Origin of the sequence: Pseudomonas sp. EpS/L25 (assembly GCF_001512295.1) — a bacterium.
In the GTDB taxonomy this organism is placed as follows: Bacteria; Pseudomonadota; Gammaproteobacteria; order Pseudomonadales; family Pseudomonadaceae; genus Chryseomonas.
Map to the genome: position 1 here is coordinate 683,230 of NZ_LNUP01000011.1, position 24,355 is coordinate 707,584.

Genomic DNA, 24,355 nt, shown 5'->3' on the forward strand with positions numbered 1-24,355 from the left:
GGTACATCGGTGCTGACCCGGCGCCGACTGTTCGGTCTCTGCGGCGCCCTGGCCACCGCCTTGTCCCTGGGCCCAGGCGTGTCCTGGGCGCAGTCCACGCGCGTTGCCACGCTGTTCCAGGGCGCCACCGACAGCGCCGTGGCCCTGGGGCTCAGACCCTGCGGAGTGGTCGAGTCCTGGAGCGAGAAACCGGTCTATCGCTACCTGCGCCCGGCGCTGGCAGGGGTGCCCTCGTTGGGCCTGGAGACCCAGCCAAGCCTGGAGGACCTGGCGCTGCTGGCGCCCGACCTGATCGTCGCCTCGCGCTTTCGCCATGGCCGGATCGCGCCGTTGCTGCAGCAACTGTGCCCGGTGGTGATGCTGGAAGAGGTCTTCGAATTCAAGCAGACCCTGCTGGCCCTGGGCACCGCCGCGGGGCGTGAAGCGGACGCCACGGCACTGCTGCAGGCCTGGCAGGCGCGCATCGCCTACTTGCGCGAGGCGCTGCAACGCCACTACGGCGCCCAGTGGCCGCCAACGGTGGCGATACTGGATGTGCGCGCCGATCACCTGCGCAGCTACCTGCCCGACAGCTTCGCCGGGCGGGTACTCAGTGAACTGGGCTTCGCCTGGCCGGTGGCCAGCCAGGGCAGTGCCGCGCCCTCGATCAAGCTGACCTCCCGGGAAAGCCTGCCCGTGGTGGAGGCCGAGGTCTTCTTCGTCTTCCTGCGCGCCGACCAGACCGCGGTGCAGCGCAACTACGCGAGTCTGCTCGAACACCCGCTCTGGCAACGCCTGAGCGCCCCCCGGCGCGGGCAGGTCTGGCGGGTCGACGGGGTGGCCTGGAGCCTGGGCGGCGGCATCCTCGCGGCGAATCGGCTGCTGGACGACATCGAACGCGTCCTGGCCGCCCAGGGGGTCGGATGACCACGTCCCTCAGATTGCTGCTGCTCGCGCTGGCCTTGGCGCTGACCGCCGTGCTGAGTCTCTCGGTTGGCGCCCGCTGGATCGGGCCTACCAGCGTGGTGGCGGCGCTGGCGCAGGATCCTTCGCTGGCGCTGGACGCCACCCTGGTCAACACCACGCGCCTGACGCGGCTGCTGGTCGCCCTAGTGGTGGGGGCCAACCTGGCGGTGGCCGGTGCCCTGATGCAGGCCATGACGCGCAATCCCCTGGCTTCGCCGGGGCTGTTCGGCATCAACGCCGGCGCCACCTTCGCCCTGGTGCTGGGTATCACGCTGCTGGGGCTGTCCAGCCCGGAAAGTTGGGTGCTTTGTGCGCTGCTGGGCGCGGCGGTGGCTGGCACCCTGGTCTGGACCCTGGGCAACCAGGGCCAGGCGCGCCTGACGCCGCTGCGCATCGTGCTGGCCGGCGGCGCCCTGGCGGCGCTGTTCACCGCCTTCAGCCAGGCGCTGCTGGTCATCAACCAGGAGGGCCTGGACAGCGTGCTGTTCTGGCTGGCGGGTTCGGTGGGTGAGCGCAACCTGGCTACCGCTACGCCCTTGCTGGTCTTCAGCCTGCTGGCCCTGGCCGCCGCCGGGGTCCTGGCCGGACAGCTGGATGTGCTGGTCGCCGGTGATGACCTGGCCCGCGGCCTGGGCCAGCCCATCGGGCTGATCCGGCTGCTGGCCGGGGTGCTGGTGATCTGCCTGGCCGGCGGCGCCGTGGCTCTGGCCGGCAACATCGGCTTTCTCGGCCTGATGGTGCCGCACCTGTTGCGTGGGCTGTTGGCAGGCGCGCGAAACGAGCATCGCTGGCTGATTCCTGGCTGCGCCCTGGGCGGGGCCCTATTGTTGGTACTGGCCGACAGTCTGGCGCGGGTGGTGATCCTGCCCCAGGAGGTGCCCGTGGGCATCGTGACCGCCCTGTTCGGCGGGCCCTTCTTCATCCATCTCGCGCGCCGGGGAGGTCGTCATGGCCGCTGAGTTGGTCTGGCGGCTCGGCCGTTTTTCCCGGCGCCTGGCCCCGGGCACCCTGGGGCGGCTGACCGTCGCCTCGCTGGCGGCCCTGGCGGCCTTGCTGCTGTGCCTCTGCCTGGGCAAGGTCTGGTTGACGCCCCCCCAGGTGTTCGACGCGCTGGTCGAACCGCAGGGCGGTGGCCTGGGCTTCATCGTCACCCAGCTGCGCCTGCCGCGGGCGCTGTTGGCGGCTCTGGTCGGCAGCGCCCTGGCGGTGTCCGGCCTGCTGCTGCAGGGCCAGGTGCGCAATCCCCTGGCCTCGCCGGACCTGCTGGGCATCACCAGTGGCGCCAGTGCCGGGGCGGTCTTCTACCTGGCGGTTCTGGCCGGCAACCTGGGCCCGCACGGCCTGCCGCTGGCTGCGATGCTCGGCGCGGGCCTGGCGGCGTTGCTGGTCTATGGCCTGGCCTGGAATCACGGCGCCTCGCCGCTGCGGCTGGTGCTGGTGGGGGTAGGGGTGTCGGCCATGCTCGCCGCGGCTACCACCTTCCTGCTGGTGTTCAGTCCGCTGACCACCACGCTGTCCGCCTACGTCTGGCTGACCGGCAGCGTCTATGGCGCCAGCTGGCCGGAGGTGCGCGCCCTGGGGCTGTGGTGGCTGGCCTTGCTGCTGCCGCTGGCGGCCCTGGCGCGACATGCCGTGCTGGCGCAGCTCGACGACGACCTCGCCCGCGGTCTCGGCGTGCGCCTGCAGCGGCAACGTGCGGCCTTGCTGGCGCTGGCCGTGGCCCTGGCTGGCGTCGCCATCGCCTGGGGTGGCGCCATCGCCTTCGCCGGGCTCATCGCCCCCCACATCGCCCGGCGCCTGGTGCCGGGCGGCTTCGCCGGTCAGGCGCTGATGGCGGCCCTGGTGGGGGCCCTGCTGGTGATGCTCGCCGACCTCCTGGGTCGTACCCTGTTCCTGCCCCTGGATCTGCCGGCCGGTATCTTCGTCGCCGCCCTGGGGACACCCTTTTTCCTCTACCTGCTGATCCGGCAGCGTCCCTGAAGGAGTCTTCATGGCTACCCTGGCCAGCCGCGGCCTGACTCTCGGCTATGGCACCCAGACCATCATCGAGGGGCTCGACCTCCAACTACCGCCAGGCCGTGTCTCGGTCCTCATCGGCAGCAACGGTTCCGGCAAGAGTACCCTGCTCAAGGCCTGCGCCCGGCTGCTGGAACCGCGCCAGGGCCAGGTGCTGCTCGATGGCCAGGACATCCACCGGCAGTCCACCGCCGCCCTGGCCCGACGATTGGCGGTGCTGCCGCAGACCCCGGTGGCGCCCGAGGGCATCAGCGTGCGACAGCTGGTGGGCCTGGGCCGCTATCCGTACCAGAGCTGGATGCGCCAATGGTCGGCGGACGATGCCGCGGCGGTGGACCGGGCGCTGCGCCTCACCGACCTGCTGGGGCTGGCGGAGCGGCCGGTGGACGACCTCTCCGGTGGGCAGCGCCAGCGCGCCTGGATCGCCCTGACCCTGGCCCAGGACACCGATTGCCTGCTGCTGGACGAACCCACCACCTACCTGGACCTGGCGCACCAGATCGAGGTGCTGGACTTGCTGCGCCAGCTGAACCGGGAGGAGGGCAAGACCATCGTCATGGTGCTGCACGACCTCAATCTCGCCTGCCGCTATGCCGATCACCTGGTCGCCGTCCACCAGCGTCGCGCTTACGCCCAGGGCGCTTCCGCGGCGGTGTTGACGGAAGCCCTGGTTCGCGAGGTGTTCGCCCTGGAATGTCGCATCATCGCCGACCCCTATTTCGGCACGCCGCTGTGCATTCCCTTCGGTCGCGAGGTACCGCCATGTGCCTGAGGCCCACCCTCGACAGTGCCCAACGGGACGAGCTGCGCGCCACCTTCGGCCTGCGCGAAGCCAGTGAGCGCGACAGGCAGCACAGCCAGCCGGTGGCCGCCTGGGTGGACGCCGCGCGCTGCGCCGAGTTGCTCGACGACCTGACGGCGCGCATGAAAGTCCCCACGCGGCGGGTCGCGGCTTCACTGCTGACCAAACGGCTGGGCTTCCTCACCACCGGAGTGGCCTTCCATGCCCTGTCGGCCTATGGCCGGCGCCTGGACCTGACGCCTGGCAATGTCTGGATCGAGGATGGCCACGTCCAGGGGCGCTGGCGATCAGCCCTGCCGCTGAGCGATACCCGGCCGCTGCCTGCCGTGGAGGATCACGCCACCGCACGGGCGCTGCTGGCCCGCACCCTGTTCGGCGAGCTGCTGCGGCCGCTCTGGGAGACCCTGGCGCAGGTTGGCCGTGTCTCGCCGCGCATCCTCTGGGAGAACGCGGCGGTGCGGCTCTATTCGCTGTACGACCGGCGCCTTGCCGAACTGGACGATCCGGCCATTCGTGCCCGCTGCGCCGAGGACTTCGCCTGGCTGCTGGCGGCCACGCCGGCGGAGCTGGGGCTGGAGACCAATCCGCTGGTGCAATTCCGCCGGCCTGCAACGGCTAGTACCGTGGGACGTCCCGTCCGTTTCCGGCGCACCTGCTGCTTCTACTACCAGGCCACGGCACCCGCCGAATACTGCGCCAGCTGTCCGCTGATCCGCCCCCGGGAGGGCGCAGGCCCGGGCATCTGAGCGACCTGTTCCAGGCCTTGCTACCCGCCGCCTTGGCCAAGGAGGCGGTGGACCAGGCCTTGCGTGCGCAGTTGCAGCGGCTGCGCGAGAGCCTGTGACGCCGCTACGCCGGCTTGGTACCGATCTGCTCGCGGAGCAGCTGCAGATAGCGCCGCGCGCCCAGGCCCTGGGGGCGGTTCTTGATCCAGATGACGTCGATCCAGCGACGGATCTGGCTGGCCATGTTGTCGAACTGCACCTGTTCGAGCAGGCCGGCGGCGATCAGCGGGCGCACCAGCGGATGGGGCAGATAGGCCCAGCCCAGGCCGGCCTGCACCAGGTCGAGGGTAGCCAGGTAGCTGTCGGTCAGCCAGACCCGTTGCGACAGCACGATCTGCGGGTCCGAGGCATTGCGGTCACCACCAGCCACCACGATCTGGCGGGTGTCGGCCATCAGCGTCTCGCCCAGCGGCCGGCCCGCGCGGGTCGAGGGATAACCGGGCGCGGCCACTGCCGTGAGCAATTGACTGCCGGCCTCGGCGAAGCCTTCGTGCTCGTCGATGCCCGGGCGCTCGAAGATCAATGCCATGTCCACGCTGCCTTCGTGCAGCAGGCGGATCGCCTCGGCCCGCGCCGCCGAGCGGATCTCGATTTCCAATGCCGGAAACTCCTCGGCCAGAGTCACCAGGGGCCGGCTCCAGGCGCCGGTCTGCAGCTCCGGCGCCATCACCAGCACGAAGCGCCGCTCCAGCCCCGCGTGCAACTGCAAGGCATGGGCATCGAGCAGATTCAACTGGCTGGCTACCTGGCGTGCCTGGGGTTCGAGGGCGCGAGCGGCAGGAGTGGGCAGGGCCTTGCGGGTGGCGCGGTCGAACAGCACCAGGTCCAGCTCGGCCTCCAGTTGGGAAATCGCCATGTTGACGGCGGAGGGCACGCGCCCGAGAGCCCGCGCGGCGGCGGAGAAGGAGCCCTCGTCGATCACGGCGAGAAAGACCCGGAGCGTTTCGCTGGTGAAGGCCATGATCGTCAATTTCTCTGATAACGATCGTCTTTTTGTATCAGCCGGAAAGATCTAAAGTCCAGCGAAACGGCGATGGATAGGTGTCTCATGTCTCGGACGATGATAGGTCAGGTAGCTTTGGTCAGCGGTGTCGGCAGTGCTGCCGGCATCGGCCTCGCCTGCGCACGGCGCCTGGGCACGGCCGGGGCGAAACTGATCGTCACCGCCAGCAGCGCACGGGTTGCCGAGCGGGTGGCGGAGTTGCGCGCCGCGGGCTTCACCGTCGAGGGCCGAGCGCTGGACCTCACCGAAGAAGCGGCGGTCCTGGAGTTCGCCCGCTGGGCCGAAGAGCGCTGGGGCCGGATCGATGTCCTGGTGAACAACGCCGGGATGGCCATGCAGGGTAGCCCCGAGCCCCTGGTCGAATTGGCCCGGATGAGTCTCGCCGACTGGAATCTGTCGCTGGCGCGCAATCTCACGACGACCTTTCTGCTCACCCGCGCCGTGCTGCCCGGCATGCAGCAACGGCGTTATGGCCGCATCGTCCACGTCAGCTCGGCCACCGGCATTCGGGCGGGCAACGTAGGGGAGGCCGCCTACAGCGCGGCCAAGGCCGCCATGGTCGGCCTGAACATGAGCCTGGCGCTGGAGGTGGCGGGCCAGGGCATCACGGTGAACGCCGTGGCGCCCGGCTGGATCGCCACCGAGTCCAGCCTGCCGGAAGAGCTGTGGGCGGCGACCCGCGTTCCCGTGGGCCGCGCTGGCCGTCCCGCCGAGGTCGCGGCGGCGGTGGCCTTCCTGGCCTCAGCGGAGGCGAGCTACATCACCGGCGAATGCCTGGTGGTGGACGGCGGCAACAGCCGCATCGAAAACAAGGGAGCCTGACATGCAAGCTGTCGTCTTGATCAGCGGCGTCCTGGGGGGCATCGGCCAGGCCGTAGCCGAGCAGTTCGTGCGCGGTGGCTGGCAGGTCTTCGGCATCGACCGCGATGGCGCGGCGTTGGCGGCTCGCCAGGCCGGGGGCCAACTGGCTGGCTACCATGCCGCCGATCTGCGCCAAGTCGGCACGACCCAGGACGTGGTCGCGGCCGCGCTGGCCACCCTGGGCCGGCTCGACGCCCTGGTCAATTGCGCTGGCGTCTGGCGCGAAGGCCCGGCGGAGACCTTCAGCGAGGAAGACTTCGACCTGGTGCTGGACGTCAACCTCAAGGCCAGTTTCTTCCTCTGCGCCGCGGCCATCCCCGCCTTGCGCGACACCCGCGGCGCCATCGTCAACCTCAGCAGCGACGCCGGGCGCCAGGGCAACCGCAACGCCGCCGTCTATTGCGCCAGCAAGGGCGCGGTGACCCTGATGACCAAGGCCCTGGCGCTGGACCTGGCCCCCAGCGGCGTGCGCTGCAACAGCATCTCTCCAGGCGACGTAGCCACGCCGATGCTGAGCTTCCAGGCGGAGCGCTACGGCAACGGCGATCCCGCCGGTTATCTGCAAGACCTGCTCGCCAAGTATCCCCAGGGTGAGAGCGCGACCTTCATCCAACCCGAGGAAGTCGCCGAACTGGCCTTCTTCCTTTGCCAGCCCGCCGCCCGCTCCATCACCGGCGCGGACCTGGCCATAGATCGTGGTATCTCGGCCGGCCACTGAGCCGGACGAACCCTTCATCCAACCTCGGAGACCTAGCGTCATGACCACCAGTGGCATCAGCGAAGCGGCAGTCACAGCCTTCACCACCCGCGAGCGCGAGCGTTTCCTCGCGCAGAACCCCAAATCCCGCGTCCTCGCCGAGCGTGCCCGGCATTCCCTGTTCGGCGGGGTGCCAATGCACTGGATGAGCGACTGGTCGATGCCCAGCGCGCTGTTCGTCAGCCATGCCCAGGGCGCCCGCTTCCATGACGTCGACGGCCATGAGTACGTCGACTTCTGCCTGGGCGACACCGGCAGCATGTTCGGCCACTCGCCCGTACCCATCGCCCGCGCGCTAGCGGAGCAGGGCGCTCGCGGCCTGACCACCATGCTGCCAGGCGAGGACGCGATAGTGGCTGGCGAACTGCTCGCCGAGCGCTTCGGCCTGCCGTTCTGGCAGGTGGCGGCCACCGCCACCGATGCCAACCGCTATGTGATCCGCTGGGCGCGGGCCATCACCAATCGCAAGATGCTGCTGGTGTTCGACGGCTGCTACCACGGCACCGTCGACGACGTCATGGTGCGCTACCAGGACGGCCGCACCGTGCATCGCGGTGGGTTGATCGGTCAGGCCAGCAATCTGGCCGAGACCAGTCGCGCCGTGCCCTTCAACGACCTGGCGGCGCTGGAAGCGGCCCTGGCCCAGGGTGACGTCGCCGCGCTGCTCTGCGAACCGGCCATGACCAACATTGGCATGGTGTTGCCCGAGCCGGGCTTCATGGAGCAGGTTCGTGCCCTGACCCGCAAGTACGGCACCCTGCTGATCATCGACGAAACCCATACCCTGTCCACCGGTCCCGGTGGCTGCACCCGCGCCTGGAACCTGCAGCCGGACTTCATCACCTTCGGCAAGCCCATCGCTGGCGGCGTGGCCTGCTCGGCCTACGGCTGCAGCTATGAAATGGCCCAGGCCATGCGCCTCGCGCAGCAGCACGCCAGCGAGACCAGCCATGGTCATGGGCACAGTGGCATGGGCACCACCCTGTCGGCCAACGCCCTGGCCATGCACTGCCTGAGGGTCAACCTGGAAGAGGTGATGACCTCCGCCGCCTACGACCTGATGCTGCCGCTGGCCGCGCGTCTCGCCGCTGGCCTGCGCCAGCTGATCGCCCGCCACGGTCTGGCCTGGTCGGTGACCGAGCTGGGCGCCCGCTGCGAATTCCAGTTCTGCGTCACCCCGCCCAAGACCGGCGCCCAGGCCGAGGCGGCCTTCCACGATAGCCTGCAGCAGGCGCTGCACCTCTATCTGATCAACCGCGGCATCCTCATCACGCCGTTCCACAACATGACCCTGTGCTGCCCGGATACCACCGCGGCCGATGTCGATCGCCTCATCGCCACCCTGGATGATGCCCTGACCGAATTGCTGGCCGTGCCCGGCGCCCGTTGCTGAACAGAAGAGAACTCATCATGACATTCGCCGATCCCCAGGAAGCCCGGGATTTCCTTGCCGCCCATCCCGAGGTGCGCAGCATCGAGCTGATGCTGATCGACGCCAATGGCGTACCCCGCGGCAAGCTGCTGCACCGTGACGAACTGCTGGCCATCTACGAACAGGGCCGCCCGTTGCCCAGCTCCATCCTGGCCCTGACCATCCAGGGCGAGGACGTCGAGGCCACCGGCTTGGTCTGGGAAGTGGCCGATGTCGATTGCTGGACCTATCCGCTGCCCGGCAGCCTGACCCTGCAACCCTGGCGCTCGTCCCCGACCGGCCAGGTGCAGGTGACCATGCACCCGACCCAGGGCTTGCCAGCGGCCCCGGCCGATCCGCGCCAGGCGTTGGTGCGCGTCATCGAGCGCCTGCAGGCCGATGGGTTCCACCCGGTGATGGCCGTGGAGCTGGAGTTCTACCTGCTGGATCGCGAACGCGATGCCGAAGGACGCCCGCAACCAGCGCTGCAGATGAATGGTGGTCGACCCCAGGCGCCGCAGGTCTATGGCGTGTACGAACTGGAGCAGTTGCAGCCGTTCCTGGACGATCTCTACGCCGCCTGCGAGGTACAGGGCCTGCCGGTGCGCACCGCCATCTCCGAATACGCGCCGGGCCAGGTCGAGCTGACCCTGGAACACCGCCTCGATGCCCTGCAGGCCATCGACGAGGGCGTGCGCTACAAGCGGCTGGTCAAGGGTGTTGCCAATCGCCACGGCTTGCAGGCCTGCTTCATGGCCAAGCCCTTCGGCGACCGCGCCGGCAGCGGCATGCACCTGCACGTCAGCCTGGCCGATGCCGAGGGCAACAACCTCTACGCCAGCGAAGACCCCGAGGGCACGCCGCTGCTGCGCCACTCCATTGGCGGCATGATGCACAGCCTGCTCGACTCCCTGGCCATCTTCTGCCCCAACGCCAACTCCTACCGGCGCTTCCAGGCCAACAGCTATGCGCCGCTGGCCAAGAGCTGGGGGGTGAACAACCGTACGGTGTCCTTCCGCGTTCCCGGCGGTCCGGCATCCAGTCGCCACATCGAACACCGCATCTGCGGCGCTGACGCCAATCCCTATCTCGCCGCCGCCGCCATCCTCGCCGGGATCCACCAGGGCATCCGCGATCAACGCGATCCCGGCCCGGCCATCGTCGGCAACGGCTACGAGCAGGCCACCGAATTCCTGCCTACCGACTGGTTCACCGCGCTGCAGGCCCTGGAGCGCTCCAGCTGGGCGCGGGAAGCCCTGGGCGAGCGCTTCGTCGAGGTCTACCTCGCCATCAAGCACACGGAATACCGGCAATTCATGGCCGAGGTGGGGGAGCAGGATTGGCGGTGGTATCTCACCAACAGTTGAACCAGGTGGCGACGTCGTCCTCACCAAACAGGTAAAGGAGATCAGGCAGATGGGAGGCTGCCGTTAGCCGGTAAATCCTAGACGGCCGTCCGCCGGCATTTTTGTCGCTGCATCCGACGCTGCATGCTGCGCCTTTTCAAAAGGGCCGCGGACGAGAGCTTATGCCGAACATTCACCCTCTGCTCAAACTTTGCTCCCTGCTTTGCGTGGTTTCGCTGGCGGTAGGATGCACCTCCAGCGCCCCACCCAAAGCTGCTCCGGTCAGTTATCGGACCAGCTTCACCCCTACGGATGAGTATGCCGTCTTGACTCTGCGGAGCACGGGGGCCCCCATGCCAGTAGCCTATTCGCTGACGTCGAAGGCGCATGGCGAGGTGCAAGTCGGAAAGGTCTACGACGGCGCCACCGGCGACGAGTTGCTATTGCCTTGGATTGCCAAATTTTCCAAGAAGATGAACAGCGGTCTGCTCAAGGCGGTACCGTCTAGAGAGACAGTTTTGGAGGTTGGGGCCACCTATACCGTGTATGGGAAGTCCGAATGGTCGAACGCCTCGAGTAGAAAAGGATTCTGTGGGCCGGTATACAGCACGTTCACACCTGGGCCCCAAAAGCGCTATCTGGCGTTGTTTACCTTTTTCAATGGCAACTGCAAACAGGAGCTATTCGACGTCACCAACGGGACGCCGGTGTTGCTCGAACGTGAAAGCTAGCCGTGTGAGCAAGTAGGACGATAGCTACCTGTTGGACAGACCTCACTGATTACGCAGGACGAAGCGTTTCGTACTACCGGTAGGGACTCGCAATGGCGTCGACCGCTATTGGAAGTCGTCTTCAGCCACCAACGCCGTCCGCCAGCGCTCATCCCGCCGCGATGGGCGTCGGTGCAGACGCTCGTCCAACAAGGCATGGGCCTTGGCATGTTCCCCGCCACGCATGAGCGCTACCAGTAGGGTGTCTTCGAAGACTTGACGCTGGGCACCGCTGCCGCCGATACGCGCGATGTCGGCGCGGACGGGTTCGAGCAGCCGTGCACAGCCGCGATAGTCCTCCTCGGCAAAAGCCAGCAGAGCGCGGCAGAGCACGGCGACGACGGGGCCGGCGGGGAGGGCGCCGTCGGCCATCCGTGCGGTGAGCCCGGTGATGCGCGCTTCCAAGGCGGACCGGTACCCCGTGGCTGCGGCGATCATGGCCATATGGACATCGGCGAAGGGCAGGCCGGGTTGCTGGAATAGGCCGGTAACGCTATCGGCCGTGGCCTGCCAGAGGGCTGGCGAGACCTCATGGCGTTGCAGCGCCAGGCGCCACAGGAAGGAGGCGTTGTCGCTCACCCGATTGAGCGGGCCGGCGGTGGAGTTGGCCGGAGCCACCTGGGCTTCGTAGAGCGCCAGCGCACCCTGGACATCACCGCGTTCCAGGGCCACCAGCGCGCCATGCCAGGCGATATGGCCGTGCAGGGTGCCGTGGCGGGGATAGTCGGGCAGCCAGTCGGCGATCAGCCGCGCCGCCTCTTCGCTGGCGCCGGATTCATGCAGCACATGGGTGAGGGCATGGGCGGCGTTGACGTTTTCTCGCCGCCGTTCGAGGGCGCGCTCGGTCAAGGTCCGCCCGCGCAGCACATCACCGTTTTCGCCATGGGACCAGCCGCGGTAGGTCAGAAACCACCAGTCATCCGCAGCGAAATGCCGGGCATGGCGTTCGCACAGGTCGACCCGGGCCTGATCGTGGTCGACACGGCCGGAAAACGCCAGCAGTCCGAAGGCGCCCAGGGGCAATCCCAGGATCAGGATATCCCTCGGCCAGCGCTCGGCGTGGTCCAGGGCACCTTGCAACGCCTGGGCGGACTCGCCTGCCATCAGCCGCTGCAGCACCTGGACGTGACTGCGTTCGCGCTTGGTCCCGCGTCGCTCGACCAGGCCGTGCGCCCGCGCGATGGCGCTGCGCGCCAGGTCCGCCTGGTTGTCGATCAGGTGCAGGCGGGCCCGGGCAGCCCAGGCCAGGGCGAAGTCGGGGTCCAGGGCGATCGCCTCGTCCAGCCGCGCGTCCGCCCCGGGCCAGAGCGAGAGCAGCAGGTCCACGCCGGTCTGGTAGCGGTCGGCGGCGCTGGCGCAGGTGGAGAGCGGCAGGCCGTAGCGGTCGATCACGGGCATGGCGATCTCGGCGAAGCCACGGGACCTGCAGCGGTTGCCGGGTCCCGTGATGCGGCGTTCCCAGGAGGTCCGCTTACTGGGCGGATTCCGCTTGGGGCACGGGCGCTGTCTCGACCGGCTTTTCCTTCGCCGGTGCCTTGTCGCGGCGGGCCTGTGCGCGTTTGCGACGGGCCTGGCGCGCCGCATGCAGGGCCTGGGACGCGGTCACGACGCCCACCGGCTGGCCGGCGAGGTCGAGACGGGGTGCATTTTCCTTCATGCTCGCCCAGTAGCGACTCCCCTGGCACCAGGCCGCGATACCCAGTTTCAACTGGTCGAGGGAGATGCCGAGCGTTCCCAGGTGCTGCTCGGCATCCTTGAGGATGCCTTCCTTCAGCGGCACCTTGGGCGCCGGGTTGACCGGGAAGGCCAGCGGGAAGTGCTTCTGCAGGCGCCGAATGGCCTCGAAAGCCGCTTCCTCTTCGGGAGACCTGACTTCGCGCGGCGGCTTCCGAGGCTTTTGCGCCTTCTGAGACTTCTGCGGAGGTTGCTGCTTGGCAGCAGGTTGCAGCTGCGCCTTTTCGGCGCGGAGCCGGTCGCGAAGCTCGGCTAGTTGTTCAAAACCCATTGTGCAGCTCATCGGTAGCGGATTTGGTCGGGCGCGAGGATACCCTAAGCCAGGCTTTCGCACAGCGTTGCCGGCCTGCGGGGGCGCGATCAACCGACGAAGGTACCGGCTCCTGCACACTTTCGGCACTCGGCAAGCGTACCGGGGCGATCGCCTGGCAGGCGCCTGCCCGTCGGGTGAACCGACGGAAGAGGCAAGACGGGGGCGCCGACGAGGTATCTCGCCGGATGCCTGGCCCCTGGAGCTCGGGGTGCCGCCCGGGAGCGCCCTTCGCAGCGCTCACGTCATCGACAGGCGGCAATGGCCAGGGTCGCGGCCGCGGTACGGGTTTCCACGCCGAGCTTCACATAGACGTGCTCCAGGTGCTTGTTCACCGTCCGCGGCGAGAGGCCGAGGATGTCGCCTATGTCACGGTTGGTCTTGCCGCAGGCCACCCAGTGCAGCACCTCGACCTCGCGACCGGTCAGCTGGTAGCGGCTGCTGAGGGGCGCGAGGTCCAGCGCAGTCCTGGCCTGGGGGCGGCTCACCGGCAGGCTCCTGGCCGCCTGGAGTTCGCGGGCCGTGCGCAGGTGGGCGGCCACCCGTGCCAGCACTTCGTCGGTCTTCAGCGGCTTGGTGACATAGTCGATGCCGCCCGCGGCGAAGGCCTCCACCACGTGCTCGCTGTCGGTCAGGGCGGTCATGAACAGCACCGGGATGTCGGCCAGTTCGGCCTGGGCTTTGATCCGGCGACAGGTCTCGAAGCCGTCCAGGCCGGGCATCACCGCGTCCAACAGGACCACGTCCGGTCGACGACGCTGCATGCGTTCCAGGGCGCTGGCGCCGTCCATGGCCACCAGCACCATGTAGCCGCTGGTGTCCAGGGCATCTGAGAGCAGCGCGAGGTTGTCGGGAGTGTCATCGACGATCAGCACGACGCCGGCGGGAGCGGGCTGTAGGACGGCATTCATGGGTGTTCTCCTTCCAGGGGCAGGTCGGCCGGCTGCAGGGCGTCCTTGAGGCGGCGGTTGAAGTCGTTGAGCTGGAAGCGCTTGACCAGACTGCGCAGGGTGGCGACATAGGCGGCGGTGAGGGGCTCGTCGCGCTCGATACGGTCCAGGCATTCGAGGATACCCTTGACGTAGCCCAGGGCGCCCAGCTCCTGCAACTCGGCCAGACTGGCGGCGCTCGGGGCCTGGAGGGGCCGCGACGGTGCCTGGGGTGGCCCTTCCGGACGCTCCAGCCATTCCAGGTCCAGGTGCCTTTTGATCTTCTCCAGCAACCGCGGCGTGTGTACCGGCTTGGCCAGGTAGTCGTCGCAGGCGGCGGCGGCGCTACGCTCGCGGTCGTCGGCGAAGGCATTGGCGGAGATGACGATGATGGGCGCCCGGGAGAGGCCGTTGCGGCGGATCAGGGTGCTGGCCTCCAGGCCGTCCAGTAGCGGCATGGACAGGTCCATGAGGATCAGGTCCGGCTGCCAAAGGGCCACCTGGCGGATGGCGTCCTGGCCATTGCTGGCCTCGGCCAGTTCGAAACCCAGGGGCTCGAGCATGCCCGCCAGCACGCGGCGATGGTCGAGGTGATCGTCCACCAGCAGCACCCGCCGGCGCGGCCCCTGGTAGCCGCTGATGTGGTGCTCGACGTGGACCAGCGCCTGGGGGACGCGTACCTCTGAGAGGAATAGTCGCACGACGAAGCGGGTGCCCTGACCCGGCGTACTCTGGACATCCAGGGCGCCGCCCATCAGGGTCACCAGCATGCGAGTGATGGTCAGGCCGAGGCCGAGGCCGTTGTCCGGGCGTAGCGGATCACCGCGTTCGAAGGGTTGGAACAGCCGCTCCAATTGCCCCGGGGCGATTCCCAGGCCGCTGTCGAGGATCTCGAAGGTGGCGGTTTCCCGGGCGTAGGTGACCCCCAGTACCACGCCGCCACGGTCGGTGTAGCGCACGGCATTGCCGAGCAGATTGATGAGGATCTGGCGGACGCGCTTCTCGTCGCCACGGACCACCGCCGGCAGGCGGCCCTGGGCGTCGAGGCGGAAGCTCAGGCCCTTGTCCTGGGCCTGGGGGGCGAACATCTGCCGCAGTTGCTCGATGAATTCCGGGAAGGGGATTTCCGAGGGTTCCAGGTTGAGCTTGCCCGCCTCGATCTTGGCCACGTCGAGCAGGCCGTCGATCAGCGACAACAGGTGCGAGCCGCTGCGATAGATGGTGGCCAGGGCGTCCTGCTGGCTGCCGCTGGCGGGATCGCGCTGCAGGATCTGGGTGTAGCCGAGGATGCTGTTCAATGGCGTGCGCAACTCGTGGGACAGGCCGGTGACGTAGCGACTCTTGGCGGCGTTGGCGGCTTCCGAGGCTTCCTTGGCGCGCTGCAGGGCCTCGTCGGTCTTGCGGTGGGCCTCGATCTCCTGCATCAGCAGGGCGGTCTGGCGGGTCGATTCCTCCAGGGCCACGTGGCGGCTCTCGCGGGTCAGCACCACCCACCAGGCCAGCGCCCCGGCGAACAGGGTGAGCACCATGAAGGCCTTGAAGAAGCCCTGGTAGAGCAGGTGGCGTTCGTCGCCCTGGAGGCCCTGGGAGACTTGACTGTAGATCAGCGCCAGGGCGCAGAACATCAGCCCGACCATGACCAGGAGCACGCCCAGGTAATGCGCCAGGCGGGTATGCAGGCGTGGCACCGAGGTGTTCGGCAGCAGCCAGCGCAGCAGGGTGTCGAACTGCGCGGACAGGCGCGCCTCGGGCTTGCACAGGTCGCCGCAGCGCGCGTCCAGGGCGCAGCAGAGCGAGCAGATGGGCGCGCCATACGCCGGGCAGAAGGCGATGTCCTCGCGCTCGAAGGCATTGGCGCAGAGCACGCATTCCAGGTGTACCTGTCCGGGATGGACCAGCTTCAGCACGCTGGTGCGGGCGATGTAGTAGCGGCCGCGGGTGAGCCAGGCCAGCAGCGGGGCGCAGACCAGCGCCGCGAGCAGGGATACCGCTGGCGAGGCGGCCTGGGCCAGGGCGCCGAACAAACCTGCATGGGCCAGGCCGGAGAGCAGCGAGGCCAGCAGCATGGCGCCGACGCCCACCGGGTTGATGTCGTAGAGGTGCGCGCGCTTGAATTCGATGTGCCTGGGCGACAGGCCCAGGGGCTTGTTGATCACCAGGTCGGCGACCACCGCGCCGATCCAGGCGATGGCGATGTTGGCATAGAGCCCGAGCACCTCCTCGATGGCCTGGAACACCCCCAGCTCCATCAGCATCAGCGCGATCAGCACATTGAACACCAGCCAGACCACGCGGCCGGGATGGCTGTGGGTGACCCGGGCGAAGAAGTTGGACCAGGCCAGGGAACCGGCATAGGCATTGGTCAGGTTGATCTTGATCTGGCTGACGATGACGAAGAGCACCATGGCGCCCATGGCCCATTCCGGCGAGGCGAACACGTAGCCGAAGGCCACCAGGTACATCTGGGTCGGTTCGGCGGCGCGCTCCAGGGGGATTTCATGCTGCAGGGCGAGAAAGGCCAGGAAGGCGCCAGCGAGCATCTTCAGTGCGCCGGGCAGAATCCAGCCGGGGCCGGCCAGGAGCAGCGCCGCCCACCAACGCCGGCGGTTGACGGCGGTCTTCTCGGGCAGGAAGCGCAGGTAATCGACCTGTTCGCCGATCTGGGTCACCAGCGCCAGGCCCACGGTACAGGCAGCACCGAAGGACAGCAGGTTGAAGGCGCCGGCCTCGCCCTCGCGCCCGGCGAAGGTGGTCCAATCCGCCAGGGCGCCAGGGTTCTTGGCGATGACGAAGGCATAGGGCAACGCCAGCAGGATCAGCCAGAGCGGCTGGCTCCACAGCTGCAGGCGGTTGATCAGGGTGATGCCGTAGGTGACCAGGGGAATGACGATGATCGAGCAGATCACGTAGGCCAGGGCCAGGGGGATGCGGAAGTACAGCTCCAAGGCCAGCGCCATGATCGCCGCTTCCAGGGCGAAGAACAGGAAGGTGAAGCTGGCGTAGATCAGCGAGGTGATGGTCGAGCCGATGTAGCCGAAGCCGGCGCCGCGGGTGAGCAGGTCCATGTCCACCCCATAGCGGGCCGCGTAGTAGCTGATCGGCAGGCCGGTGAGAAAGATCACCAGGCTCACCGCCAGCACCGCCCAGAGGGTGTTGGTGAAGCCATAGCTGATCGCCAGGGCGCCACCGATGGCCTCCAGGGCCAGGAAGGACAGGGCGCCCAGGGCGGTATTGGCGATGCGGAATTCCGACCACTTGCGGAACGACCGGGGGGTGTAGCGCAGGGCGTAGTCTTCCAGCGTCTCGTCGGCGACCCAGCTGTTGTAGTCCCGACGGATCTTGGCGATGCGTTGCGTCCCGTTCTGCTGCACGGCAGGGCTCCTGGCGGTTCGGCGGTAGGCTCAGAGCCTGTTCATGGTCCCGCGAGCTAGAGCCAAACAAGGCGTTTTCCACGCAGTTTGGCCGACGCGCAGCAGGTTATGGGCAGGCTCGTCAGGCAAGTTCCGTGCCCCTGCCTGAGCATGGTGTAGAGCGCCCGGGCAGCCTGCCCGTTGCTGCGCGCGGGCGCGCGCGAGACAGAGCATGCCCCAGGGCGTTGCAGCGGGCTGTACGTCAGATGACGTAGGCCCTTACGTCATCCTGCGTATGTTCCCGGGCGACAGCCGCGCCCCATTCTTGCTCCGCAGCGAAAACCCGCAGTCCTGGCCACCAGGGACGAACGGCAATCACCTAGAGGAGCGAGAAGATGCACAGATCATCGGGCGTGAAATCCAGCCTTCCCCGGCGCCTGGCGCTGGGCGCCGCGGCGTTGTCCCTGCTGGCGGCCAGTATGTTCAGTCAGGGCGTGATGGCAGATACCGCCAATACCACCGGCCTGGCCGTCACCGATACCACGGTCACCGTCGGCCAGTTGCATTCGGCCACCGGCACCATGGCCATCTCCGAGACCGGCGCCATCCAGGCCGAACGCCTGGCCATCGAGCAGATCAACGCCCAGGGCGGGGTGCTCGGCCGGCAGATCAAGATCGTCCAGGAGGATGGCGCCTCCGATTGGCCAACCTTCGCCGAAAAGGCCAAGAAGCTGCTGGAAGCCGACAAGGTCGCCGCGGTGTTCGGCTGCTGGACCTCGGCCTCGCGCAAGGCGGTGTTGCCGATCTTCGAGAAGGACAACGGCCTGCTCTACTATCCAACCTTCTACGAGGGCCTGGAGCAGTCGAAGAACGTCTTCTACACCGGCCAGGAAGCCACCCAGCAAATCCTCTCGGCACTGGACTGGCTGGCCAGGGAGAAGGGCGCCAAGACCTTCTACCTGGTCGGCTCGGACTACATCTGGCCGCGCACCTCGATGAAGATCGCCCGCAAGCACATCGAGAACGTGCTGCACGGCGAGGTGGTGGGGGAGGAGTACTACCCCCTGGGCGGCACCCAATTCGGCTCCCTGACCAACAAGATCAAGCTGAAGAAGCCCGACGTGGTCTTCGCCGCGGTGGTCGGCGGTTCCAACGTGGCCTTCTACAAGCAGCTCAAGGCCGCCGGCATCACCTCCGCCAGGCAGAATCTGCTGACCCTCTCGGTGACCGAGGACGAGATGCTCGGCATCGGCGGCGAGAACATGGCCGGCTTCTACTCCTCGATGAAGTACTTCCAGACCCTGGACAACCCCAACAACAAGACCTTCGTCGAGGCCTTCAAGGCCAAGTACGGCAAGGACGCGGTGATCGGCGACGTGACCCAGGCCGCCTACCTCGGCCCCTGGCTGTGGAAGATGGCGGTGGAGAAGGCCGGCAGCTTCGACGTCGACAAGGTGGTCGCGGCCTCGCCGGGCCTGGAACTCAAGAGCGCGCCGGAAGGCTACGTGAAGGTGCACGACAACCATCACCTCTGGAGCCGCTCGCGCATCGCCCAGATCCAGCCGGACGGCACCTTCAAGGTGGTCTACGAGTCGCCCGAGCTGATCGAGCCCAATCCCTTCCCTAAAGGTTATCAGTAAGAGCCAGTTCGGGGCCGCCGCTGCGGCGGTCCCGCCCACCTTTGCGGGAGAGCCTCATGGAAAGCTTATCGGACTTCGGCGCGATCGCCGTGATGCAGGGCTTCAATGGCCTGTCGGTGTTCTGCGTACTGCTGCTGATGGCGCTGGGCCTGGCGATCATCTTCGGGCAGATGGGGGTGATCAACATGGCCCATGGCGAGTTCCTCGCCGTCGGCGCCTACACCACCTATGTCGTGTCCACGCTGATCCAGCATCACCTGCCCGCCTTGCAGCCCTATTACTTCTTCTTCGCCATCGTCCTGGCCTTCTTCGTCGCGGGCGCCATCGGCTGGCTGGTGGAGTGGGCGATGATCAGCCGGCTGTATCAGCGGCCGCTGGACACCCTGCTGGCCACCTGGGGCCTGTCGCTGATCCTGCAGCAACTGTTTCGCTCGGTGTTCGGCGCCCGCGAGGTGAGCGCCGAGATGCCGGAATGGCTGATGGGCTCCTGGAGTCCGACCGCCAGCATCGACATTCCCAAGAACGGCCTCTTCGTCATGGCCGTGACCGTGCTGCTGACCATCACCCTGTTCCTCATGCTCTATCGCTCGCGCTGGGGCCTGCAGGTCCGCGCCACCATGCAGAACCGGTTGATGGCGCGCGCCGTGGGCATCAACACCCGCCGCGTGGACCGCATGACCTTCGCCCTGGGGTGCGGCGTGGCCGGGGTGGCCGGCGCGGCCTTCACCACCATCGGCTCCATCGGTCCCACCGCCGGCTCGCTGTACATCGTCGATACCTTCCTGGTGGTGGTCTTCGGCGGCGCGGCCAGTCTGCTCGGCACCATCGCCTCGGCCTTCGGCATCGCCCAGGCGCAATCGCTGCTGGAGTTCTTCCTCTCCGGCTCCATGGCCAAGGTGCTGACCCTGTCGGCGGTGATCCTCATCCTGATGCTGCGGCCCCAGGGGCTGTTCTCGGCAAAAGTCCGCAAGTAGGGAGCTCAAGATGAACAAGGCAATCGACAACCTGCTCGGCGGTCGCCAGGGCGCTCTCGGCCTGCTGGTGCTGGCCGGGCTGATCCTGGTGGTGTTCCCGCTGGCGCTGGATACCTTCCGCCTCAACCTGGTCGGCAAGTACCTGACCTATGCCTTCGTCGCCGTCGGCCTGGTGCTGTGCTGGGGCTACGGCGGCATCCTCAGCCTCGGCCAGGGCATCTTCTTCGGCCTGGGCGGCTATTGCATGGCGATGTTCCTCAAGCTGGAGGCCTCGGACCCGGCGAGCACCAAGATCCAGTCCACTCCTGGCATTCCGGACTTCATGGACTGGAACCAGATCACCGAACTGCCCTGGCTCTGGCAGCCGTTCCACAGCTTCGGCTTCACCCTGGTGGCGGTGATCGCGGTGCCGGCACTGCTGGCCTTCATCATCGGCATGGCGATGTTCAAGCGCCGGGTCGGGGACGTCTATTTCTCCATCGTCACCCAGGCCATCGCCGCCATCCTGAGCATTCTCATCATCGGTCAGCAGGGCCTCACCGGCGGGGTCAACGGCATCACCGACCTGAAGACGGTACTGGGCTGGGACATCCGCCCGGACAGCGCCAAGGTCACCCTTTACTTCGTCAACGCCGCGTTGCTGTTCGCCTGCATCCTGCTCGCCCGCTTCGTGCTGGCCTCCAAGCTCGGCCGGCTGCTGGTGGCCATGCGCGACAAGGAAGAGCGGGTGCGCTTCTCCGGTTACGACGTGGCCAGCTTCAAGATCTTCGTGTTCTGCCTGGCCGCGGCCTTCTCGGCGGTCGGCGGGGCCATGTTCGCCCTGCAGGTGGGCTTCATGTCGCCGTCCTTCGTCGGCATCGTGCCCTCCATCGAGATGGTCATCTTCGCCGCAGTCGGTGGGCGCCTGTCGCTGCTCGGTGCGGTGTACGGCACCTTGCTGGTGAATTTCGGCAAGACCTACTTCTCCGAGTCTTTCCCCGAGCTGTGGCTGTACCTGATGGGTGGGCTGTTCATCGCGGTCGTCCTCTATTTCCCCAATGGTCTTGCCGGCCTGTGGAAGAGCCATGGCCTGCCGCTGCTTGCACGGCTCAGACGCCGCCAAACCACCCACGCCGTCGCAGCGCCGGCCACGACCACTGCGACCAAGCCCTCTACTCTGGAGACCACGCGATGAACACCAGCCCCGTCGGTTTCCAGCTGGCCAAGCCGGTGCTGGCCATCGAAGGCCTGACCGTCTCCTTCGACGGTTTCAAGGCGGTGAACGACCTCAACCTCTATGTCGACCGCAACGAGGTGCACGTGGTGATCGGCCCCAACGGCGCCGGCAAGACCACGGTGCTCGACCTGATCTGCGGCAAGACCCGCGCCACCGCCGGCAGCATTGAATTCAACGGTCGCGAGCTGACGAAGATGAAGGAATTCGACATCGTCCGCGCCGGCGTCGGCCGCAAGTTCCAGAACCCCTCCATCTACGAGAACCTCACGGTGTTCGAGAACCTGGAAATGTCCTACCCCGAGGGTCGCAAGGTGTTCGGCGCGCTGTTCTTCAAGCGTAGCCCGGCGGTGGTCGCGCGGGTGGAGGAGGTGGCCGGGCAGATCTTTCTCGCCGACCTGCTGCACCAGCAGGCCGACCTGCTCTCCCACGGCCAGAAGCAGTGGCTGGAGATCGGCATGCTGCTGATGCAGGACCCGGAGCTGTTGATGCTCGACGAACCGGTGGCTGGGATGAGTGTGTCCGAGCGGGCCCAGACGGCCGAATTGCTCAACCGCATCAGCCAGGGCCGCTCGGTGCTGGTCATCGAACACGACATGGAGTTCGTCAAGAGCATCGCCCACAAGGTCACGGTGTTGCACCAGGGCAAGGTGCTGGCCGAAGGCAGCATGGAGGCGGTGCAGAGCAATCCCAAGGTTATCGAGGTGTACCTGGGGCACTGAAAATCTGAGCCTTCGTCCATCTCCACTCACCCAACCGATCACGGAGATCCCGGCCATGTTCACCATCCAGAACCTCGTCTCCGGCTACGGCCAGAGCCGCATCCTCCACGACCTCAGCCTGGACGTGGCGAAACAGGAAATCGTCGCCGTCATGGGTCGCAACGGCATGGGCAAGAGCACCTTCTTCCGCAGCCTCATGGGCATCCTGCCGAGCTGGAGCGGCAGCGTGGCGGTGGACGGCCAGGACGTCTCCCGGCTGGAAACCCACCAGCGGGTCGAGCGCGGCATCGCCTACGTGCCCCAGGGGCGGATGATCTTTTCCCACATGACGGTGCTGGAGAACATCCAGACCGGCCTGCCGGCGTCGGCGAAGGGCAGGGTGCCGGACGATCTCTATGCGCTGTTCCCGGTGCTGCACGAGATGCGCCAGCGCAAGGGCGGCAACCTGTCCGGTGGCCAGCAGCAACAACTGGCCATCGCCCGCGCCCTGGCTACCAATCCCAAGGTGCTGCTGCTGGACGAGCCGACCGAGGGCATCCAGCCCTCGATCATCAAGGACATCGCCCGTACCCTGAAGGAGATCCGCAGCATGCGCGACCTGACCATCGTGGTCTCCGAGCAGGTGCTGTCCTTCACCCTCGACATCGCCGACCGTTTCCTGGTGATCGAGAAGGGTCGCTTCGTGATGGAGGAGACGCGAGACAAGGTCGACGAGGCCACCATCAGCCGCTATCTATCGGTCTGAGAGCCTGCTCAACGTCAGCTGCGCATCGGCCACACCGCGTTGGAAAGGCCCTGGAAGGCCAGCCCCATCGGAATGCTCATCGTAAATTCCGCTTCCTCAGGCTTTGATTCGCTGGCGCTCACCCTACGGGCCAGCCGTTGGCTGTTACTCCCGTTGGTCGTTGCGCCTTGTTTGACTCTAGCTCGCGAGCCTTTGAACAGGCTCTGAGCTCGTCACTGTGGCAGCCGCCCGCAAGCGCTGGACGGCTGTTTTCGCATGCCTGGAAAAAGTGGCTGCAGGCCGCGTCCTTCATGGGTTTCGGCATACGTCATCCGACGTATTTGCAGGGTCGGCGGCAGCATCGAGACTGGCGCGGAACCTTCCCGCCACCGGCACAGCAAGGAGCTGCGCGATGACCGATACCCTGATCGAGGTCGACCTCACCCAGGCCGCCACCGACAACGAGAACGTCCACAACCGCTGGCACCCGGACATTCCCATGGCCTGCTGGGTCAACCCGGGTGACGATTTCATCCTCGAGACCTACGACTGGACCGGTGGCGCGATCAAGAACGACGACGACGCCAGCGACGTGCGCGATGTCGATCTGTCCACCGTGCACTACCTGTCCGGGCCGGTGGGGGTGAAGGGCGCCGAGCCGGGCGACCTGCTGGTGGTCGACCTGCTCGACATCGGCGCCAAGGCCGAGTCGCTGTGGGGCTTCAACGGCTTCTTCTCCAAGCAGAACGGCGGCGGCTTCCTCACCGACTACTTTCCCTCGGCGCAGAAGTCCATCTGGGACTTCGAGGGGATGTTCACCAGGAGCCGGCACATCCCGGGCGTGCGCTTCGCCGGCCTGATCCACCCCGGGCTGATCGGCTGCCTGCCGGACCCCAAGCTGCTGGCCAACTGGAACGCCCGCGAGCAGGAATTGATCGACAGCAACCCGACCCGGGTGCCGCCGCTGGCCAATCCCCCATTCGCCGCCACCGCCCATATGGGCAAGCTCACCGGCGCCGCCCGGGAGGCCGCCGCCGCCACCGGTGCGCGTACCGTGCCGCCGCGCGAGCACGGCGGCAACTGCGATATCAAGGACCTCTCCCGTGGCTCGAAGATCTTCTTCCCGGTCTATGTCGAGGGCGCCGGTCTTTCGGTGGGCGACCTGCACTTCAGCCAGGGCGATGGCGAGATCACCTTTTGCGGCGCCATCGAGATGGCCGGCTGGGTGCACATGAAGGTCGAGCTGATCAAGGGCGGCATGGCCAAGTACGGTATCAAGAATCCCATCTTCAAGCCCAGCCCCATCGTGCCCACCTACAACAACTTCCTGATCTTCGAAGGCATCTCGGTGGACGATGCCGGCAGGCAGCATTACCTGGACGTCAACCTGGCCTACCAGCAGGCCTGCCTCAACGCCATCGAATACCTGAAGAAGTTCGGCTACAGCGGCGCCCAGGGCTATTCGCTGCTGGGCTCGGCGCCGGTACAGGGGCACATCAGCGGGGTGGTCGACATCCCCAACGCCTGCGCCACCCTCTGGCTGCCGACCGACATCTTCGAATTCGACATCAACCCCAGCGCCGCCGGCCCGACCCGCCACCTGGACGGCAGTATCGACATGCCCATCGCCTACGACAAATGAGCCGCCCGGGCGCGGCCATCCACCGCGCCCAGCCGCCAGGAGCCCGCCATGCCCATCTACGAATACGATTGCCCACACTGCGGTGACTTCACCCTGCTGCGGCCCATGGCCCAGCGCGATGACCCCTGCGCCTGCCCCGACTGCGCGACGCCGAGCCCCCGGGTGATCCTCAGTGCCCCCGGCCTGGCGACCTTGGCCGGGGGCCAGCGCCGCGCCCACGAGACCAACGAGCGTGCAAGCCACGCGCCCCAGTCGCTGGAGGAATACAAGGCCAGGCGCAGCCATGGCGCCGGCTGCAGCTGCTGCGCGCCGAGCAAGCCGGTGGCGCGGAGCAAGGCCAATCCCCATGGGCTGAAGACCAGTCCGTCGACCCGGCCCTGGATGATCAGTCACTGATCTGCGCTTCATCCCCCCTCGAAGG

The 24,355-nt window shown here is 67.3% G+C and carries 22 protein-coding genes; 17 read left to right on the forward strand and 5 right to left on the reverse strand.

Going from position 1 to position 24,355, the window contains the following annotated elements; all coding sequences use genetic code 11:
- The first annotated feature begins 12 nt into the window (after nt 1–12).
- Genes AR540_RS12155 through AR540_RS12175 form a run of 5 tightly spaced genes read left to right on the forward strand, consistent with a single transcriptional unit; the run spans nt 13 to nt 4,509 of the window.
- Nucleotides 13–906, forward strand: a complete 894-nt coding sequence (locus AR540_RS12155; RefSeq protein ID WP_442963790.1) for an ABC transporter substrate-binding protein — start codon at nt 13–15, stop codon at nt 904–906.
- Nucleotides 903–1,904 (forward strand): FecCD family ABC transporter permease, encoded by a 1,002-nt coding sequence (locus tag AR540_RS12160; RefSeq protein WP_059229249.1) that lies wholly within the window; start codon nt 903–905, stop codon nt 1,902–1,904. The genes AR540_RS12155 and AR540_RS12160 overlap by 4 nt, the downstream gene beginning before the upstream one ends.
- Nucleotides 1,894–2,925, forward strand: a complete 1,032-nt coding sequence (locus AR540_RS12165) for a FecCD family ABC transporter permease (RefSeq protein WP_059229251.1) — start codon at nt 1,894–1,896, stop codon at nt 2,923–2,925. The genes AR540_RS12160 and AR540_RS12165 overlap by 11 nt, the downstream gene beginning before the upstream one ends.
- 10 nt (nt 2,926–2,935) lie before the next feature.
- Nucleotides 2,936–3,733, forward strand: coding sequence for an ABC transporter ATP-binding protein (locus AR540_RS12170; protein ID WP_059229253.1), 798 nt, complete (start codon nt 2,936–2,938; stop codon nt 3,731–3,733).
- The gene (locus tag AR540_RS12175; RefSeq protein WP_059229255.1) at nt 3,724–4,509 is read left to right on the forward strand and encodes an IucA/IucC family C-terminal-domain containing protein; all 786 of its coding nucleotides are present in this window, start codon (nt 3,724–3,726) and stop codon (nt 4,507–4,509) included. Before AR540_RS12170 ends, AR540_RS12175 begins: the two co-directional genes overlap by 10 nt.
- A 103-nt stretch (nt 4,510–4,612) precedes the next feature.
- On the opposite strand, the gene AR540_RS12180 is transcribed toward AR540_RS12175, so the two are convergent.
- A complete protein-coding gene (locus AR540_RS12180; protein ID WP_059229257.1) occupies nt 4,613–5,509 on the reverse strand; it encodes a LysR family transcriptional regulator in 897 nt (298 codons plus the stop codon).
- 87 nt (nt 5,510–5,596) lie between these two features.
- On the opposite strand from AR540_RS12180, the gene AR540_RS12185 reads away from it, so the two are divergent.
- The 5 genes from AR540_RS12185 to AR540_RS12205 all read left to right on the forward strand — a co-directional run bounded on the left by AR540_RS12185 (nt 5,597) and on the right by AR540_RS12205 (nt 10,657).
- The gene (locus tag AR540_RS12185; protein ID WP_059229259.1) at nt 5,597–6,373 is read left to right on the forward strand and encodes an SDR family NAD(P)-dependent oxidoreductase; all 777 of its coding nucleotides are present in this window, start codon (nt 5,597–5,599) and stop codon (nt 6,371–6,373) included.
- 1 nt (nt 6,374) lies between these two features.
- Entirely contained in the window at nt 6,375–7,130 is a 756-nt protein-coding gene (locus tag AR540_RS12190) for an SDR family NAD(P)-dependent oxidoreductase (protein WP_059229261.1), read from the forward strand.
- A gap of 40 nt (nt 7,131–7,170) precedes the next feature.
- Complete coding sequence (locus AR540_RS12195; RefSeq protein WP_059229265.1) at nt 7,171–8,562, forward strand: aspartate aminotransferase family protein; 1,392 nt, start codon at nt 7,171–7,173, stop codon at nt 8,560–8,562.
- 17 nt (nt 8,563–8,579) lie between these two features.
- The gene (locus AR540_RS12200) at nt 8,580–9,947 is read left to right on the forward strand and encodes a glutamine synthetase family protein (protein WP_059229267.1); all 1,368 of its coding nucleotides are present in this window, start codon (nt 8,580–8,582) and stop codon (nt 9,945–9,947) included.
- 332 nt (nt 9,948–10,279) lie between these two features.
- Entirely contained in the window at nt 10,280–10,657 is a 378-nt protein-coding gene (locus tag AR540_RS12205) for a hypothetical protein (protein WP_153014227.1), read from the forward strand.
- A 105-nt stretch (nt 10,658–10,762) separates the two neighbouring features.
- On the opposite strand, the gene AR540_RS12210 is transcribed toward AR540_RS12205, so the two are convergent.
- The 4 genes from AR540_RS12210 to AR540_RS12225 all read right to left on the reverse strand — a co-directional run bounded on the left by AR540_RS12210 (nt 10,763) and on the right by AR540_RS12225 (nt 17,040).
- Nucleotides 10,763–12,094: a tetratricopeptide repeat protein gene (locus tag AR540_RS12210; RefSeq protein ID WP_059229270.1), complete on the reverse strand. Its 1,332-nt coding sequence runs from the start codon at nt 12,092–12,094 to the stop codon at nt 10,763–10,765.
- A gap of 73 nt (nt 12,095–12,167) precedes the next feature.
- Nucleotides 12,168–12,701: a ProQ/FinO family protein gene (locus AR540_RS12215; RefSeq protein ID WP_059229271.1), complete on the reverse strand. Its 534-nt coding sequence runs from the start codon at nt 12,699–12,701 to the stop codon at nt 12,168–12,170.
- A gap of 284 nt (nt 12,702–12,985) precedes the next feature.
- Entirely contained in the window at nt 12,986–13,651 is a 666-nt protein-coding gene (locus AR540_RS12220; protein WP_059229273.1) for a response regulator, read from the reverse strand.
- On the reverse strand, nt 13,648–17,040 hold the full coding sequence (locus tag AR540_RS12225) for a hybrid sensor histidine kinase/response regulator (protein WP_059229275.1): 3,393 nt from the start codon (nt 17,038–17,040) through the stop codon (nt 13,648–13,650). The genes AR540_RS12220 and AR540_RS12225 overlap by 4 nt, the downstream gene beginning before the upstream one ends.
- 374 nt (nt 17,041–17,414) lie before the next feature.
- Here AR540_RS12225 and urtA point away from each other — a divergent pair, with 374 nt between their 5' ends.
- The 7 genes from urtA (at nt 17,415) to AR540_RS12260 (ending at nt 24,330) form a co-directional block, all read left to right on the forward strand.
- Nucleotides 17,415–18,659, forward strand: coding sequence for an urea ABC transporter substrate-binding protein (urtA, locus tag AR540_RS12230; RefSeq protein WP_059229277.1), 1,245 nt, complete (start codon nt 17,415–17,417; stop codon nt 18,657–18,659).
- A 56-nt stretch (nt 18,660–18,715) separates the two neighbouring features.
- Nucleotides 18,716–19,633: an urea ABC transporter permease subunit UrtB gene (urtB, locus tag AR540_RS12235; RefSeq protein WP_059229279.1), complete on the forward strand. Its 918-nt coding sequence runs from the start codon at nt 18,716–18,718 to the stop codon at nt 19,631–19,633.
- A gap of 10 nt (nt 19,634–19,643) precedes the next feature.
- Nucleotides 19,644–20,807 carry an urea ABC transporter permease subunit UrtC gene (urtC, locus tag AR540_RS12240; protein WP_059229281.1) on the forward strand — a complete coding sequence of 388 codons (1,164 nt, stop codon included), beginning with the start codon at nt 19,644–19,646 and terminating at the stop codon, nt 20,805–20,807.
- Nucleotides 20,804–21,568, forward strand: a complete 765-nt coding sequence (gene urtD, locus AR540_RS12245; RefSeq protein ID WP_059229283.1) for an urea ABC transporter ATP-binding protein UrtD — start codon at nt 20,804–20,806, stop codon at nt 21,566–21,568. The genes urtC and urtD overlap by 4 nt, the downstream gene beginning before the upstream one ends.
- 55 nt (nt 21,569–21,623) lie before the next feature.
- Nucleotides 21,624–22,313 carry an urea ABC transporter ATP-binding subunit UrtE gene (gene urtE / locus AR540_RS12250; RefSeq protein WP_059229285.1) on the forward strand — a complete coding sequence of 230 codons (690 nt, stop codon included), beginning with the start codon at nt 21,624–21,626 and terminating at the stop codon, nt 22,311–22,313.
- Nucleotides 22,314–22,704: 391 nt separating this feature from the next.
- The gene (gene fmdA, locus AR540_RS12255) at nt 22,705–23,934 is read left to right on the forward strand and encodes a formamidase (protein WP_059229287.1); all 1,230 of its coding nucleotides are present in this window, start codon (nt 22,705–22,707) and stop codon (nt 23,932–23,934) included.
- A gap of 48 nt (nt 23,935–23,982) precedes the next feature.
- The gene (locus AR540_RS12260; protein ID WP_059229289.1) at nt 23,983–24,330 is read left to right on the forward strand and encodes an FmdB family zinc ribbon protein; all 348 of its coding nucleotides are present in this window, start codon (nt 23,983–23,985) and stop codon (nt 24,328–24,330) included.
- Nucleotides 24,331–24,355 lie beyond the last annotated feature (25 nt).